This is a genomic window from Stanieria cyanosphaera PCC 7437, from assembly GCF_000317575.1.
Taxonomy (GTDB): Bacteria; Cyanobacteriota; Cyanobacteriia; order Cyanobacteriales; family Xenococcaceae; genus Stanieria; species Stanieria cyanosphaera.
The window spans coordinates 2,503,654-2,521,525 of sequence record NC_019748.1 but is presented as its reverse complement, the minus strand read 5'-3'; the positions used below and the strand labels follow the sequence as shown (position 1 = coordinate 2,521,525).

Annotated in this window: 12 protein-coding genes; 4 read left to right on the top strand and 8 right to left on the bottom strand. The window is 33.7% G+C overall.

Features of this window, described 5'->3' with window-relative positions; genetic code table 11:
* Positions 1 to 5 precede the first annotated feature (5 nt).
* The 4 genes from STA7437_RS10925 to STA7437_RS10910 all read right to left on the bottom strand — a co-directional run bounded on the left by STA7437_RS10925 (position 6) and on the right by STA7437_RS10910 (position 5,117).
* Complete coding sequence (locus STA7437_RS10925) at positions 6 to 1,109, bottom strand: acyltransferase family protein (RefSeq protein WP_015193449.1); 1,104 nt, start codon at positions 1,107 to 1,109, stop codon at positions 6 to 8.
* Positions 1,110 to 1,131: 22 nt separating this feature from the next.
* Positions 1,132 to 2,622, bottom strand: coding sequence for a TMEM199/VMA12 family protein (locus STA7437_RS10920; RefSeq protein ID WP_015193448.1), 1,491 nt, complete (start codon positions 2,620 to 2,622; stop codon positions 1,132 to 1,134).
* The gene (locus tag STA7437_RS10915; protein ID WP_015193447.1) at positions 2,623 to 3,933 is read right to left on the bottom strand and encodes a glycosyltransferase family protein; all 1,311 of its coding nucleotides are present in this window, start codon (positions 3,931 to 3,933) and stop codon (positions 2,623 to 2,625) included. It abuts the gene before it with no gap.
* 113 nt (positions 3,934 to 4,046) lie between these two features.
* On the bottom strand, positions 4,047 to 5,117 hold the full coding sequence (locus STA7437_RS10910; protein ID WP_041619958.1) for a glycosyltransferase: 1,071 nt from the start codon (positions 5,115 to 5,117) through the stop codon (positions 4,047 to 4,049).
* 633 nt (positions 5,118 to 5,750) lie between these two features.
* Between STA7437_RS10910 and STA7437_RS10905 the strand changes: the two genes are divergently transcribed.
* Positions 5,751 to 6,371 (top strand): calcium-binding protein, encoded by a 621-nt coding sequence (locus tag STA7437_RS10905; RefSeq protein WP_015193445.1) that lies wholly within the window; start codon positions 5,751 to 5,753, stop codon positions 6,369 to 6,371.
* Between the two features lie 315 nt (positions 6,372 to 6,686).
* Here STA7437_RS10905 and STA7437_RS10900 read toward each other — a convergent pair whose 3' ends face one another.
* The 4 genes from STA7437_RS10900 to STA7437_RS10885 all read right to left on the bottom strand — a co-directional run bounded on the left by STA7437_RS10900 (position 6,687) and on the right by STA7437_RS10885 (position 11,099).
* Positions 6,687 to 7,658 (bottom strand): sulfotransferase domain-containing protein, encoded by a 972-nt coding sequence (locus STA7437_RS10900; protein ID WP_015193444.1) that lies wholly within the window; start codon positions 7,656 to 7,658, stop codon positions 6,687 to 6,689.
* Positions 7,645 to 8,826 (bottom strand): glycosyltransferase, encoded by a 1,182-nt coding sequence (locus STA7437_RS10895; RefSeq protein WP_015193443.1) that lies wholly within the window; start codon positions 8,824 to 8,826, stop codon positions 7,645 to 7,647. The genes STA7437_RS10900 and STA7437_RS10895 overlap by 14 nt, the downstream gene beginning before the upstream one ends.
* 76 nt (positions 8,827 to 8,902) lie before the next feature.
* Complete coding sequence (locus tag STA7437_RS10890; RefSeq protein WP_015193442.1) at positions 8,903 to 9,715, bottom strand: FkbM family methyltransferase; 813 nt, start codon at positions 9,713 to 9,715, stop codon at positions 8,903 to 8,905.
* 94 nt (positions 9,716 to 9,809) lie between these two features.
* Positions 9,810 to 11,099 (bottom strand): glycosyltransferase family 4 protein, encoded by a 1,290-nt coding sequence (locus tag STA7437_RS10885; RefSeq protein ID WP_015193441.1) that lies wholly within the window; start codon positions 11,097 to 11,099, stop codon positions 9,810 to 9,812.
* A gap of 868 nt (positions 11,100 to 11,967) precedes the next feature.
* Between STA7437_RS10885 and mrdA the strand changes: the two genes are divergently transcribed.
* From mrdA to STA7437_RS10870, 3 genes are all read left to right on the top strand, one after another.
* Entirely contained in the window at positions 11,968 to 13,758 is a 1,791-nt protein-coding gene (gene mrdA, locus STA7437_RS10880) for a penicillin-binding protein 2 (protein WP_015193440.1), read from the top strand.
* A 649-nt stretch (positions 13,759 to 14,407) separates the two neighbouring features.
* A complete protein-coding gene (locus STA7437_RS10875; protein WP_015193439.1) occupies positions 14,408 to 15,331 on the top strand; it encodes a class I SAM-dependent methyltransferase in 924 nt (307 codons plus the stop codon).
* 186 nt (positions 15,332 to 15,517) lie between these two features.
* Positions 15,518 to 17,737 (top strand): response regulator, encoded by a 2,220-nt coding sequence (locus STA7437_RS10870; RefSeq protein ID WP_015193438.1) that lies wholly within the window; start codon positions 15,518 to 15,520, stop codon positions 17,735 to 17,737.
* Positions 17,738 to 17,872 lie beyond the last annotated feature (135 nt).

Here is a 17,872-nt window from a genome sequence, read left to right as displayed (position 1 = left end):
TCCTCCTAGCTTGATTGTTGAGTAATTATTGAATTTTGAGTTTTAGGTTTAAGTTTTAAAAAGGGTTTTTCAATCAAATAATAAGAAATAATAGCAGCTAAAAAACTAAATCCTATATTGTAAGGAAACTGTCCCAAAAAAGTAGTATTTAAATCAGTTAAAAACAATTGTTGCCACAAATATAAACTGTAAGAAATTTTTCCTATATAAACTAGAATTGCATTACCTAAAAATTTACTAATAGCTGTGCTGGGATTATTATGAAGCCAAGCAATTAACAATCCAGATGCAATGGCATCTATAGTTATTCCTATAGAAATTCCAAATCCTCGAATCATATAGCCCAAAGTCGGAGATATTAAAAATAGCCAAAGAACCAAAAATCCAAGGAAAATATTTTTGTGTTTAAAAATATTTGTCAAAACTTTTTTCAAAAAATCATGTTTATAATTGTTGATTATCGCTATATAACAACCAACCATAATACTATCTATTGCGGTATGAAACATCATTCCTAATAATCCTCTCTGCGCAGGAAATAGAAAGTAACTAGCAAGTCTAATAAATGGCAATAAAATAATTATAAACAAAGCAAAATAACGACTTTTATAAATACCTAAAATTCCTAAAATAATAGGCCAAATTAAATAAAACTGTGCTTCCAAAGAAAGAGTCCATAAATGTCCCAAAAACCAGTTGCCAGCACCCCAAGGTGTATGATTCCATAAACCTTGATAATTCCAAGTAAAAGTCGCTGCTGCTAAAAAGTTTTTTAAGCTGACATTCCAATTACAAATTATATTCAAAATAAACACAATTAAAATAAAAAAGTAACAGACAGGAAAAATTCTAATGGCTCGCTTCTGATGAAAACTTTTAATATTAACTGTTTTATTAATTTGAATTTCTTTCAAGAGTAACATTGTGATTAAATAACCACTTAAAACAAAAAAAAGCCTAACTCCCAAATTACTATTAGCTATTAATCTAGTTACATATTGACTAACACTACCTTGAATATGAATGGTATTTTTAGCATGACCTAAGACTACTAAAATAATTGCGATCGCTCTTAGACCATCAAAAGATTTGATATATTTAGAAGACATAATTTTTAAATAGATTTGTTGGTCAAGTTACAGAATTATTATTAAAACTAGTCTTCATTAAAAATATTCGTATGGCTGATAAAATTATGAGGCTCTGAAAAATTACAGAAATAAAAATTCCCATAGTAACCTCTACTTTAAAAGCTAAAGTTACAAAAATTAAAGATACTAAAAAGCGAAATGATAAGCTAGAAGTATTCATTGACCACCGAGTAACCCAACCATATAAATTACCCAAAAACACTCCTAGTCCCATACAACCTAACCAACCAAAATTTGCATAGGCTTCTTGTAATAATCCCCAACCAATAGAAGTTGTAATAGTTTGTCGATAATTTTGCAATCCATAATAAACACTTAAGATATGGTTGGCTTCTCCACCACGAATCTTATTGGGATTTAGAATTCGAGGTATTAATAGTTGAGGAATAATAAAATAAGTTTTACCCCACAAATATGGTTTTTCTGTACCAGTTTCAGTTTGAATTTTGAGGAGCATTTGAATCACACTAGAGCGATTAATCAAACTATTATCTTTAGTTTTCTTTTCAACCATATTTTCAGGCAAAATATTTTCAGCAGGTTGTTGTATCTCTTTTAAAGAATTATTAATCCAATTTTGATATACTCGAATATATTCTGAAGGTTTAACTCCTGAATTACGAAGACTCCAATAGTAATGACGAGTAGCTCCTTTCCCAATATTTAAAAATGCTATAATTAAAAAAGATATAAGTAACAAACGCCACGGAATTTTTCCCGAACCTAACATCCAACCTAGGCTAGCAAATAGTACATAAAATCCAGGAATATTTAGATACAAAGATGTACCTGATACAAATATTAATATTGTTAATGTAACTAAGAATAAATAAGCTTGATTTTTTTTAAGTGAATTTTTTCCCAGTAGATTACTAATAATGATTACAGCAAAAAAAGCTAAACTACTTGTGATTACTCTTATCGTCGATACAATTGAGCTAGGTAATATAGACCATAAAAAACCAGAACTAAAAGTAATTTGATAGATAATAGTAAGAATCAAAATACTAATAAAAAAAGGAAAGATGTTCTTTTTACTAAATTCTTTAACTTTGGTTGAATCTATCCTACTGGTTTGAACATAAGATAGCCAAGTAAAAGTTGCTACTACTAAAAAACTGGCAACTATTAAAGATGAAATAAAATGTGCTGTCGGAGAATACTCTTGAACATTAACATTTTTAGCAATTAAAGGAAAGCTGTGAGTAAATAAATAATTGATTGCCAATAAAGGAAATAAAGGTAATCCTTTAGCGCGATCGCAACACCATAAATAACTAGGATAAAGTGCTGCTACTGCAATTATTAATGCTCCGAAAATACTCAGTAAATCTACTTTAGCCGTAATGATTAAGAAAAAACTTAGAGCAGAAAAAATCCAAAATCCTTTCAGAAATAAACTTTTTTGTTGAGCCGAAAACTGTAAAGATAATGATTGAGTTTGATTAAAATCTAAAAATTGAGAAGTCATCTATGATAAAGCGTATTGATTAAATATTTGACATAGTTTTTCGGTCATATTTCTAGCTGTATAGGGCTGGAAAGCTGACCAATTAATATTAGGAGGTGTACTTTGGGAAAGTTTGAATAACTGATTGATTTTTGCTGTTAGTGCTTTAATCAAATCTTCTGACTCATCTTCACTTCTAAATGTCACTACTTCCCCTGCTTGAGTTTGTTCAATTACATCAACTACTAAACTTTGTTCGTGGAATATTCCTAAAATAGGTTTTTGTGCCAAAATGCAAGGATAAATCTTAGAAGCACTATAATTAGGATCGTTAGAACCGATTAACAAAATGCCGTTACTATCTTTGAGAATTTGTAAAGCTTCAAAATACGGAATTCGTAAAGGATGTTCTGTGACTAAATCTTCTACTCCACAAGCTACAGCTATAGGTTCAATGGTTTTAGTTTCTCGTCCTTTTGGGGCATAGCTAGTCCCGACAAAATGTAACTTAACCGACTTCCATAGTTGAGGGTTTTGACTACGATTAACTTGGATAGCTCTGAATAAAGCTTCTAGTGCTTTTGCCATGTCTGCACCGCCTCGACCTACATAAACCCAATGAATCTTGCCATCATTAGGATCAAAAATACTTTGTTTAATGTTTAAAGTTGGTAATAATTTAAAATCTGCTTCGGGTGCGCCAAAAGGTAAGACGCTAAATTGTTTTGATTTTAGCCAAGGATATCTTTGTTGCAATATTTCTGGATAAGCCGAAGAGACACTAGTTACATGATGGACATATTGCATTGCACTAGGCTCTAGATAGCGTGCCATCAACTGAGCAAAGCCATACTTCAATCTCCCACCAGGAGGAATTGCTTCTTTTCCTTCCTGTTGATAATAATCACTCAACCACGGGTCTTGAAAATCTAAAATATAAGGTATTCCAAACTTTTTAAACCATCTGGCAGCTAAACCCATAGAAAGAAAGACAGTAGTAGAAAAGTAAATTAAATCAAAAGACTTCTCTCGTAACAACTTGTCTCCTACAGGAATTAAGTAAGGCAAACAACGCCAACCTAGATTACTTAAACCTAAAATCTTAGTATATTGAACTGGTAAAGCCTTGATGTAGGTAATGGGAATATCTTTAGGAATAGTAGATTGTAAATATGGATCACAAACTCCTTGTACTGCTTCTGGTTGTACTGCTAGGACGTGGGGTTGCCAGCCAAACTCCTGCAAATAAGGTAAAGCCATCCTGACTCTTTGATGGTCGGCTGCATTAATCGGAGGGAAATGGGGGCTAACTATTAGAACACGACGTTGCAAAACTCTGCCCTCCAGTATGGTTTATTACAATTGGAGAAAAATAAATTCTTTTCTGTTATATACGCAATAACCCAAATTGACCATCTTTAAAAAAGAAAACGCTCAAACTTACATTACACAAGGATTGACTTTGATTTGGTTGGGTAATAATTCTGATTAAGCAATTGAGAATATAATTGCTCATATTGATTCACAATCACTGATGCAGCAAAGCACTTTTCCGCACGCTGACGGCAGTTATTGCGGTCAATTTGATCTAAATTATTCACTGCATCATAAGCTTCTTGAAGATTATTAATCAAATAACCATCAATTCCTTGACGGACAATTTCTGGTAATGCACCTTTAGGACAAGAAATGACAGGAGTTCCACAAGCTAAAGCTTCTGCGAAAACAATACCAAAAGGTTCTTCCCATTCTATTGGAACAATCATTGCTGCTGCTTTTCCTAGCAATTGATTTTTCTGCACATCATCTACAGTACCTACATATTCGATACCATCCTTATCTAAATGAGGAACTATGGCTTCTTGCCAATATTTCCCAGCCTCTCCTTCAGTGCTATAGTTACCTGCAATTAACAGACGGTGACCAGTTTTTTTCGCCACTTTTATTGCGTTATGTGCGCCTTTAATTTTCTCTATGCGACTCAAAAATACTAAAGGTGCATCATCAGCAACAGTAGGTTGAAAAGTGTATTTATCTAATTCAACGCAATTATGAATGGGATACCATGTTCCTGCAACCTTTCTTCCTTGACGACAGATATATTCACTACAACCAGTAAAAATTAAACTGTCTTTTCCCAATTTATTTCCCCAAGCTACAGTGCGACTGCTAGGTTGTCTTTGATAAGACATGATTTTGGGTAAAGAAGAATTTAATAACCAAGGAAAAAGGTAGAAGATACGCGAAAAGCTATGAATTAAATTTGGTTGAAATTGTTTTACTGCTGAATATAAGCTAGCTGTATTGTGTAACATATCGACCCTATCTTGGGATTTTACACCAGACCAAGTAAAAGAATAATCAGCAGGACAAGTAGAATCTCGGTGTGCTAACAATCCTATTGTATGACCGCGATATTGCAACTGTTTAACTAATAAGTCAATAATCCTTTCGATGCCACCATAGAGTTGAGGTGGTACTGGAAGTTCTGGATCTGCCGTTATTAAAATATGCATTTTTTGGTTAATTAGCATTAGTTCACTTTACAAATAATTTTGACCAATGATCCGTGCCGTCTCCTTACAAGTCCGCGTCGCCTGAAGTAAATTCAGGCGTTTATGTCGGACGTGGCTAAATTTACTGTGACTAAGTAGTGGTTGTAAGCCAAAAAAAGATAATTTCAACCACACAACAACTTTGTTATATCCGCAAAAGCAGAAACTGACTATACATAATTTAGTTATTTGTCTACGTATTAATTCGGAAAAAAATCATTTTCATAAAAAATAGTGATTAATTATGTTTTTAATTACTTAAGCTTTTCTATTTTTTGAGCATTTATCTATTTTTTGTCTAAAGTTTATCTTTACTTTAAAGTCTATTTAAAGTTTATATGAACACCTTTGCTCAATTTAATATTTCTTTTATATCTTGTTATTTTTTTTATAAAATTAAACTTTTTCTTGATTTTAAATTTATTAATACTTTATTTAATGTTCATTTTTTTACTCCTGATTTTTACCTAAACTTCACCCATTTATCAGTGTATTCCGAATAATATATGAATGTAGTTAAGAAATTGATTCGGAATCTACTTAAGAGTTTTTTCTTAACAATAAACAACTAAAAATATTAGGAGCAAGATTAAAATGAGTATACTATCTGGTAATGATTTAAATAATAATATTAGTGGCACTATCGGCAATGACAAAATTGCGGGTCTAGGTGGAGATGACAAACTTGCTGGTCTAGATGGAAATGACAATCTGATTGGAGGAAATGGAAATGATAATCTGATTGGAGGAAATGGAAATGATACTCTCTGGTCTGGTGATGGAGATGATACTCTCTCAGCCGGTGCTGGTGATGATTATTTAGATGGTGGTAAAGGTCATGATTATCTAGATGGTGGTTCTGGTAATGATTTTCTGAGAGGAAATGCTGGACATGATTATCTGAGAGGTGGTGCCGGCAATGATACCTTACATGGTGGCTTTGGCAATGATACCTTACATGGTGGTTTTGGCGATGATATCTTAAATGGTGGTGCTGGCAATGATACCTTTGTTTTCGATAATGTACGTCAAGGAGTTGACCAAGTAGAAGATTTTCAAGTAGGTATTGATACAATTCGTTTAGAAGGTATTGCTCAAGGAGTTGTCGAGGTTTTACAAGTTGGAAACGACACTTTAATTAAAGCAGATGGTAATGATTTAGCAGTTTTAATTGGTATAACCAACTATGATGTTAATAATATTGTTTTCGTGTAATTAAGTAAAACAATCTTTATTTTTTAAAATAGATATCTCTAGAATTATTTTATGATTGAAATAAATTACTAGAGGTCTATTCAAATCTCAAGTCAAATCATAAATTTTTAACAGGATAAATTCCTGAACTTTAATAGCAAAATACGTGAGTTCAAAAAATCTATTTTTGAACTCATTTGCATATCAACATTACAAAAATGCTTGATTATTTATAGTCATTTCAATTTAGAGTGAGACAATCTCTTCTTGCTATGAAAGGCTTTCAGCCGAAAAAATGTTTCATTCTTATTTAAAACAACTATAATTCTAATTATTTTAACTTTGATTGACTAAATCAGATAGATTTTTGTAATCAGGAATTAATGAGTCGTTGTAAAAGTTGATTCCTACTTGATGTACTATGTTTAATATATTATCTATTTGTTGAGGCAATAATCGCTCTTTCCAACCAGTTAAAACGTTTTTGTTGTGAGTTACATTAGATACTTGTTGCGTGGTTTTGCTCACTTGTTTTAGTTTTTCGTAAGCACTTTTGGGAACAGGTTTTCCTAAATAATTAAATAATCTATTTATTTCTAATTTTGATTCATTGATTAATTTTTCATAAGTTATTATATACAAAAATTTTGATTTTGGTTGAATTAAAGGAATATAAGTTTGTATTGCCCATTCAAATGCTAAAATTTCTTCTCTTGTTTGAATCGTTTCAAAAATTTGAACTAAATGAGGATAGTCAACGGTTAACTGTTGGGGAAAAGTGAGATTATTTTTATTAATATGATTCCATGCAGAATGTCGTAATTGTGATTCAACCACAGCACAAGGATGACGAATCATTAAAATTCCCTGAATAGGAAATTGTTTCAACATCCAATTAAATAGTAAATTCGCATTAACAAATTTGACTAGAAAACCTTGGAAATTAAAAAATTTTTGGGGATGAAAAGCTAATGAAGAAATTATGTTAGTTGATAAATTTTGACCAATTAAAATTTGTTCAAGATAATTTTTCTTAATGTTATCTTCTGCATGATAAGGAATATAAGTATTCCAGTTATATCCATAATTTTTACACTCAGGATTTTTCGCCAAATGCAAAGGTTCCCACAATATAGGATATCCAGGTAATGTACCAATTATTTCAGTCAACCACGTAGAACCACCTCTACCAGAACAGGCGATCGCAATAGTATTTTTAAGATCATAATTTTTAGCATTGTTAGACCCCCAGTAATTCAGTATGTGGTCTAAAGTAGGTCTTAATAATACTTTTTTAATTAAGTTCATACAAAAATTCTCTAATTTTTTCACCGATCTCTTGAATACTAGGAGCAGTGGTAGAAACAGAAACAACTTCTTTTTGATTTATTTGAGCCACTTCAGGATTGAGCATTTGCAATACCAAGTTAGCCATAGATTCAGGGGTTTCAGCTAAAGATAACTTTCCAGTTTTCCAACTATAGCCTCTACATCCTGCTGGAGTTGTGACTATGGGTATTTGCCAACTAAGAGCTGTAGCTAATTTTGTACTACAACCTCTTGGATAACAAAAGATGGGATGTATAAAACAATTCCAAGTACCTGCTTCTTTTTTCAGATCTTGATTAGATAATCGTCCTAAATATTCAATAATTGGAAATCTCTGAATAAGATTTTTTGTTTCTATCGATTCTCCTCCAACTAGTCTCAAACTTACTCCAAAAGGAGCTATTTTTTCAAAAGCTTCAAGGAATAACACCAAACCTTCTAAACTAGGATGATGATTAATAGTTCCAACAAATCCTATCCGAGAATATTGAGGTTGCCAAGAAATTGACTCAACCTTTATAGTACGTGGTATCCAAATTACATTTTTTGCTCCTAGCCAGCGTTCTATTTGGACATCTAAAGGAGAAAGACAAAATACATAATCAATATATTGACGGTGAATTCCCTCTTGAATTAGACTTTTGCCTAAGATCCGTACATCGTTAAAAGTGACTTGATTAAAACTGTTTTGAATATTTTTAGTTCGGATACCATGAAAAATATCAGTACTTTCTAACCCATGAGATAAGACAACAATACGGCAGGTTGAATCAATTTTTTTTCTAAGCTCTTTAGCTATGTGACCTAGTTCTACTTGATTTAAAAAAATATAAGCAGCTTTTTTTGTATTAGCTTCATTGACAATAATATCGATCAATTCAGTAGGAATAAAATTTCCATAAGGCTGATTCCATATTTTATTTTTTAATTGGGTTAATATTCCTCGGTTGGTTTTGTATGTAACAATAGAAAGGGAAAATCCTGCTGCTTCTATAGTTTCAATATATTCTTGTGTACAAATTTGCGCTCCTCCAGCAGATTCTCGATTCAAATAAACTAAATTAGAAACAAATAAAGCAGATTTCAAAGAATTTTCTAAAGTATAATTGCTACTATATTTAATTTGTTCGCTAATTAATGATGCCATAATAATATATTAAATAAACTATGGATATAAAAAATAATTTGCCTTGATAACTTTTATCAAAATAATCTACATTGATTTAGGCATTTTCAAATTTTAAACAAGCCATAATTTCAAGAAAAGGTAAGTTGGTATTACTAATAAAACTAAGTATTTCTTCGTAAGTTAACCAAGCTGATAGCTCTCCAGTAAAACCTTCTTGAGTAGAAAACTTATACTTTGCTGAAGAAGAAAGTTTTTTGATCAGATTGATACATTCTATAGTTTCATTAATAAAAACAGGTAAGTTTGCTTCAAAAGAAATAAATTCTACTGGATAATTTAGTCCTTGAAGAGCATAAAGCTCATATCCTTCTACATCTAATTTAATATATTTAGGTATTCCCCATTTTTTAATTAAATTATCTAATGTAACCATCTCAACTTCATAGGAATCATTGAAGGCAATCTTTTCTGAAATGTCTGATTGACTTTTCTCTTCAAGAGAATTTTTCTGTTTGAGATTCATTGTATTGTAACAAGAGCCTTCTTTATGTATATAGAAAGTTGCTTTGCCTACATTATTACCTATTGCTACTGACATAATTTCTATATTACTTCTGTTTTTAAATCTTTTTTTTAATACATTTACACTTTTTTTGTCTGGCTCTATACAAACAACTTGTTTTGCAAATCTCCGATAAACGTCTGTTTTACTTCCCTGATTTGCTCCTATATCAAATATTAGAGAATCTACTCCTATTAAATTTTCAAAAAAAGAGACTACCTTTAAGAATTTTTTCCAGTGACTTCTCCAAAAAAGATACAAATATAAATCATATAAATCAGAATATTTTATATAAGAGTAAATGTTAGTTTTATCTAAAATGAATTTAATTTTTTTCTTTAACATAAATATTTCCTTCAAAGAATATTAGTAAATTAATTTTTTAACTAGTCGGGGGTTAGAGACTACATGACCAAGACTAATCAGACAATTCGAGCCTTCATAAACTATAGCCAGCCACTTGTAAACCACTTTCTAAGTTATCTACTATGGCGCGACGATAATCAGACCACTGCCAATTAGCTGCCGTTTCTAACGCTGCCTGACCCATCTTTTTTAGTTCTTGACGATTATTCAGACACCATTCCAAAGCTTCTGCTAAAGCTTCTGCATTTCCCGCAGGGACAATTAAACCGTTTTCCCCATGACGAATTAAATCTGCTGCACCAGCGCGGTCTGTTGTAATTACTGGTAATCCTTGAGCAAAAGCCTCTGTTACAACCATACCAAAGCCATCACAGAGAGTAGGAAAAACTAGTATGTCTGCTTGTTGATATTGTTTGTATAATTCTGAGCGAGGGACAGTACCAGATAATTCAATTGAATCAGGTATATTTTTAACAAGTAAAGATGGTAAACCCATTGCCCCAAAAACCTTAAGCCTAGCTAGGGATTTAGCTTCAAGTTTTTCCCAAGCAGCTAATAAATAATGCGCTCCTTTGCGGATACTAAATGTACCAGCCCACAAAAAATTTACTGGTTTATGATCATTACTTCCCTTCTCAATTATTTCAGAACATACTGGAGGTGCGCCATAGGGAACTACTCTAACTTTATCTACATTTAATCCTGCATTGGCATAAGAGTTTTTAGTAAATTCTGAATTAGCAATCACTAAATCTGCTAATTTCCATTCTTCTATGCGTCTTTGAGTACGTATTTGTTGACGTTTTCTTGTATATTGTCGGTAAGAGGTATTTAATTCTGAATAATTAGCTATTTCTTGATGAATAATATTTTCAGAAAAATCGTGTTCTGGAGAGGGAAGATCATATATTGTAGCTATTCCTTGTTGTTTAGCCGTTTTAAAAGTATCTAGGCAACCATATTCGTAACCATAAACAACATTACTTGCTTCAATATTTTCACGAGCAACCCAGCGATCAAAGTCCATCAGTTCCCAGTGAAATATAGCATCTGTCAAAATTTTTTGATTGTCTATTCGAGATACTAATAAACGAGTTAATTCTCTCCAAGGATGATCTTTAACTAAAAATAGAGGGATTTCAGAAACTTCTCTACGAGATATTTGTCGTGCTAAATCAAACTGAACTGTTTTTGCCAATTGACACAAAGCTTTTTGCCATTTCGCCTGAGGTTGTTTGACAAAAGTAGTAGCAAAACGAGCTAGCATTCCTTCTTCATGCAAAGCTTTTCCTACCTGTAAAACAAAAGGAGCAGGAATCAAATGAGCTAAAGTAACTTGAGTTGAAGATATTGCTTCAGACATGAATACTTTCTCGGTAAAGTTATTCCTTAATGTAAAGATAGCGTCAGTTTATCAAGGGAAAATACTGACCGCCTCATTACAAATACGGAAAAAATTTTATTAACTCTATGTTTAAATTGAGATCGAGTTTCAAAACAAAACTGCCAATCACACAATTTTGAGCTAGCCAAAGAGCGATCGCGAATGCGCCTCGCTGGGAGCGAGATCGCTTTTTGGTAAACTTCATCAAGTTGTAATTTCCTCGTCCAAGTTTTTTGCAGAAAAGTAACTGATGGACATTATGAAAGTAAAAAATCAGTGAAGATTATCATACTTTGAGGTTTGACTATCGAATTGGTTGGGTGCGTAATGAACGCACCTTTTTTTGCGCAAAGTTACCAGTTATCAGTTACTACTCTAAAAGTGAGAGGTCTTCCCCGCCACGGACTTCTCAAGCATTTGAGGTTTTCTCAAATGAAGGGACGGCAACGTAAACCTCGCCTGATTGAGATTTTTTTTCTTTTAAGAAAAGGCTTGTAACCTGTTTCTTTTGGTCATAAAAATATAGTAAACAAAACGTTGAAAATTACTTCTCTTTCCTTCTAGTCATAAGATTAGCTTAAATCATTTTTAAGCAGCTTAAAAAAATATTAAGTAAAATTGGATATCGTTACCTTTGGAGATGCAGTTGGCTTATTAGGCAAAATTACTTTACTGAATAAATTTGTTGGCCAGCTAAATGAGGATTATTTGCATATTTTTCGTAAATCTAAATATAGAGTTGATCAACTCTGTCAGCATTTAACCCAATAATGGGAATTATAGAGTTGTAAGTGATTTGATACAGTAACCCTATTTTTTCTTTATTTAATTGTGAATTCTTATTTTTATGACTACTCTTAGTTCTTTGTCTAAAACTAAACGTCAAGAAAATGTGCGTACTGTTGGGCGACAATTTCAGTCTATAGTGATTACTATCTCAATCACGGCGTTTTTGTTTGGAGGAATTGTTTGGCGTTTAGCTTATTTGCAATTAGAACAAGGAGAAATTAATCAAGCTAAAGCAGAAGATAATCGAATTCGGCTCGTCCCTAAACCACCAGTTAGAGCTAACATTTTTGACCGCAAAGGCAAAGTTTTAGCGACTACTCGTCTTTCTCATTCTGCTTATGTGTGGCCTAAGGCTCAAAAACAAGGTAATTGGTCACAAATTAAGCAAATATTAGCCCAAATTCTCAATTTACCTCCTGAAGAGATTCAACAAAAAGTTGAACAAGCAGGTTTTAATTATCCCAGCCTTATCCCTATTGCTCGTAGTTTAACTCCTACTCAAATTACAGCAATTGAAGAATATCGTCCCCAACTTAAATGGGTAGAAGTAGATATTGATCGGGTTAGATATTATCCTAATGGGAAAACAGCAGCCCATGTGCTTGGTTATACAGGAGAAATTAATCAAGAAGAACTCAATGCGAAGAAAAAAGATGGTTATCGTCTTGGTGATGTAATTGGCAAAATGGGGGTAGAAGAATCTTTTGAATCAAAGTTGCGGGGAGCATGGGGAGGATTAAAGTTAGAAGTAGATGGAAGCGGTAAGGTTTTAAGATTTTTGGGTGAAAAACCGCCTAAATCAGGTAAAGATATTACTTTGACTATTGATTTAGAAGTACAAAAAGCAGCAGAAACAGCTTTAGGAAAACAAAAAGGTGCAATTATTGCTCTTGATCCTAACAATGGTGCAGTTATCGCGATCGCGAGTTATCCTAGTTTCGATCCTAATATATTTTCGACTCGAATTACTCCTGAAATTTGGCAACAGTTACAGTCACAAGGAAATCCTTTCTTAAATATGGCTTTGCGTGGTTTTCCTCCTGCTTCTACTTTTAAAGTTGTTACCGACACCGCAGGCATGGAATCGGGTAAATTTCCTCCTCAGACAGTTTTAGGTACTTATGCAGGTATTAATATAGGCGGAACTTATTTTCGAGAATGGAATCATGCTGGTTTTGGTTCGATGGGTTATGTGGGAGCGTTAAGTTGGAGTAGTAATACTTTTCATGCTCAAATTGGTCGCGGAGTAGGAGGAGAAGCTTTAATTAAATGGGCAAGAAACTATGGTTATGGTCAAAAAACAGGAATAGAACTTCAAGGCGAAACGGCAGGTTTGATTGCCGATGATGCTTGGAAACGTCTAAATTTTAATGACTGGGGTTGGACAGTGGGTGATACAGTTAATATGTCTATCGGTCAGGGTTTTACTCTGGCTACACCTGTACAAGTAGCAGTCATGTTTTCTGCTATAGCCAATGGTGGATATCGAGTTCAACCCCATCTACTAGAAACAGACAATCAGACTAAACAAGCACAACGAATTAATTTAAACCTCAAACCTAGTACTATTTCAACTCTTCGCAATGGTTTGAGAGCAGTTGTAACTAGTGGTACAGGTACAAGATTAAATGTTCCAGAAATACCTTCGGCTGCTGGAAAAAGCGGTACAGCAGAAGCTCCTCCTGGTGAATCTCATGCTTGGTTTGGTGCTTATGCTCCCTTTGATCAACCTGAAATTGTGGTGGTGGCATTTGCCGAACATTCTGGCGGAGGTGGTGGTTCAGTAGCAGGACCAATGGTACGTCAGGTAATGGAAGTTTATTTTAAACGCAAAGTAGCTAATAAATAATTTTAATTGTTGCCAAAAAAATGACAATAAAATTTTGAAATGTGGTCAATTTCTAAGAAAAACAAATTTCTTGGCAAAAAAGTAAATCTTACCATTTGTAATTAAGAAAATAGCTTTTTAAAGCTTTAATCTTGCTCAAAGCATATTTACGAGAAAACGCCATTAAAGACATTTACCACAGGATAATCAAACTGCGGTCAATAATCTTTACTGGCGTACTTTCACTTCTCCAGATTGAGAGTGACTCAATCAAATAAATAATCTAGTCGCGATTATTATTATTGCAATATTTTTAGTCAATGAGGGGAGGTTTATAGAATCTTAGCTAATTTGATACAATTTTGTTGCAAAATAGCAAGCGAACTATAGTGCGCGGAAATCATAATCTTAAACCAAGGGAACAGGAAATGTCTTAATCTTAGCTTCGACTGCTCTATCTCTAAACTTAACTTGAATTATTTAATTAAATTTTTGCAATACCAACCCCTCAATAGCAATAAAACTAGCTCAAAATTAACAAAGGTAAAGAAATACAACTCAATTAAACTCAATTAACAGACTTTGATTTTTCTGCTACAGCCAACATGATATAAAAACTTTGAGATACGAAAAAGTTTCGACTTAAAATAACTTAACAATTATTAACTTCATGACTGCTACTTCAACCACAAACCAATTAGGTTTAGCCTCACGCTTAGTTAATGGAATCTTGGCAATCAAACCATTAGCAAATTTTGCCAAATATCGAGCTAGAAAAATGATGATCGATAGAGCCGAAGCTCTCGGTGTACCTTGGCGAGAAAATGTTCGACAATTAAGTCAGCGTAATTGGGACGCAGAAATAGCTGCCATAACTAATCCTCAATTACAATATCCTGATTATTATTTGCGTTCTTTCCATGCTTATGAACAAGGGAATCTCAGTTGGGAAGCAGCTTGGGAAGTCGAATCAGCAGCTTATGCAGTTCATTCGACAATCTGGTCAGGTAAAAGTGCAAATGGTGATCCTCAATTACGCCAAAGCTATCATCAAGTCATACAAGCGCAATCAATTCAACCTCAAGATATTCTTGACATTGGTTGTAGCGTAGGAATGAGTACGATGGCTCTTCAAGAGATTTATCCTCAAGCTCAACTAACTGGAGTTGATTTATCACCCTATTTTTTGGCTGTTGCTCAGTATCGTTGCCAAAAACAGCCAAATAAAGAGATTAAATGGCTACACGCTGCTGCGGAAGCGACTGGTTTAACTGAGGCTTCCTTTGATTTAGTTTCTGCCTGTTTATTGTTCCACGAACTGCCTCAAACAGCAGCACAAGCAATTATCACCGAAGCTCGTCGTCTACTTCGTCCAGGAGGATATTTGACCATTATGGATATGAATCCTCAATCGGAGGTGTATAAAAAAATGCCTCCCTATGTCCTTACTTTACTCAAAAGTACTGAACCATATTTGGATCAATATTTTAGTTTAGATATTTCTCAAACTCTAGTTGATCAAGGTTTTAATGTGCCTAAGATCATTCCTAATAGTCCTCGTCATCGCACAATTGTGGCTCAAGTTGCTAATTAAATTTCAATTTATTACTGATGTCTAATTAATAAAATATTAGTTATAAAGGATCGCATAGGTTGATAGTTGAGTTCTGTGTATTACAGTCGTCGGTACAATAAGGTTTGAACCACTTGTTGTGGCAAAAATTAATGTCCTTAATGATTCTCAGAACTCCTTATTTTAGACAATTACCAATAACTAAAGATGAATTCATCTGGCAATCAGACTAAAGAAAGCCCTCTTAATAATCAAGTAGACAGGATTCGTATCCTGATTGTAGACGATCAAAAAATGATTAGGGAGGGACTCAAAGCTTTAATTAAGACAGAAGAAGACTTTGAGGTAGTAGGAACAGCAGAAGATGGAGAGGATGCCATTAAACAGGTAGAAAGTCTCCAACCTAATATCGTTTTGATGGATATGGAAATGCCTGGACTTGATGGCATGGGTGCTACTCAAGTAATCTGCGAACAGTTTCCTGATATTAAGGTTTTGGTGTTAAGTACTTATGATAATCAAGAATATGTAGCTCGTTCTTTAGGTGCAGGAGCAATGGGTTATTTACTTAAGGGAACTCCTGCCAAAGAACTTACTGAAGCAATTAGATCTGTATATCGTGGTTATGCTCAAATTGGACCTGGAGCGTTTCAGAAAATTTTACCATTAACGCCCAAGAGCTTTTCAGATTCGGCTTCTGCTACTGCATCAGATGTAACGTCAGGGTCAGCAGTCAATGGCAATGGTAAACTAGTAGCTACTATGGCTAAAGAGAATCGTTCTGCCTCAGCTTTAGCAGTTAAAAATAGTTCCAGTTTGGCTGAGCGTAAATTTGAGGAAACGGTTGTGCTACGGCAATCTCCTCGATGGTCGCGAGCTATTATTTGGTCTATTATTGGCGTAACGACTTTTGCTGTAATTTGGGCTTCAGTGGCTAAAATTGAGCAAGTAGTTCCTGCTCGAGGACAACTTAAACCGATTGGTAAAGTAAAAGAAATACAAGTTCCTACTAATGGTGTAGTTGAAGAAGTTGAAGTTGAAGAGGGACAAAAGGTTAAAAAAGGCGACCTATTACTTACTTTAGATGAAACTACTTCTCAAGCCCAACTAGAATCAGAAAAAAATATTCGTCAGTCTTTGTTACAAGAAAATAAATTCTATCGGGCTTTGATGAATGGGGAAATAACAGGAAACACCGTTGAAAATACGATCGCATCTTTGAATATTCCTAGAGAAGTTGCTTTTTTAGCACGCAATCGAGGAGAATTACTCTCAGAAAACCAATTATTTCTTTCTCAGCTTGGTGCAGATAGTGGAAACTTATCGGCAGAACAATTAGCTCGTTTAAATGCAGCACAAACCGAGCTTCAATCTCGTATCGCATCAGCTAGATTAGAAGCAGAACAACTAGAGAAACAACTCAATCAAAATCAGGTACAACTTGCTGATGCTCGTGCCAAATTAGCTACAGCTAAACAGGTATTAGCCGAAATTGAACAACGCAATCGAGATGCGATCGCTCAAGCCGAAGAAAGTTTAAAAATTGAACGTAATATTCTCAAATCTGTTGAACCGTTATCTCAACAAGGAGCTTTATCCCAATTTCAGGTAGAAACACAGCGACAAAAAGTTAATGATCGTTATAAATCTTTGATTGAACAAAGGTCTACTGGAACAATTGAACGCGATCGCGCTAAACAAGAAATACAAACTGCTTCAGCAGATATCGAAAGATTACAAGAAGAAGAACAACGATTACGTCTCGACATCACTCAAGCTAGAGAGCAATTACTTAATACTACTTCTTTGTCGGAACGAGAGATTCGGGACAAAATGGCAGAGAATAATCAGCGAATTGCCGAAATTGACACTCAGTTGAACAAAAGCATTGTTGAAAATGACAAACGAATTGCTGAATTGAATAGTCAAATCAGTGGTACTGAACAAACTCTTAAATATCAAGCTTTGTATGCTCCTGTAGGAGGTACAGTTTTTGACCTCAAAGCCTATCCTGGTTATGTACCACCAGCAGGACAAAACGCAGAGCCAATTTTAAAAATTGTACCTGATGATCAGTTGATTGGAGAAGTTTTTATTACTACTAATGATATTGGTTTTGTGCAGAAAGGAATGATTACCGATGTTAGAATCGATACTTTTCCTTTTAGTGAATTTGGAGATGTCAAAGGCACAGTAAGTTCGATCGGCTCAGATGCTTTAGAACCAGATCAAACCTACGATTATTTCCGTTTTCCTGCCAAAATTGAATTAGAAAGACAAGATTTTACAATTAAAGGTAAAAATATTCCTTTACAATCAGGTATGTCTATTAGTGCAAATATAAAAATTAATGAAAATCGGACTGTGTTGAGCTTGTTTACAGAACAATTTTTTGTTGGTTTGGACAAATTCAAACAAGTTCGATAATTACTATTACGGCGAGTAATTGTTTAATTACAGCAGTTTTTAATTGGGTAGACACTTATCTAAAATCTTTTAAATAAGTAATAACTTAGAGTTTATAGTTTACGCCTATTTTAACCATGAGTTCTACTTAACTGA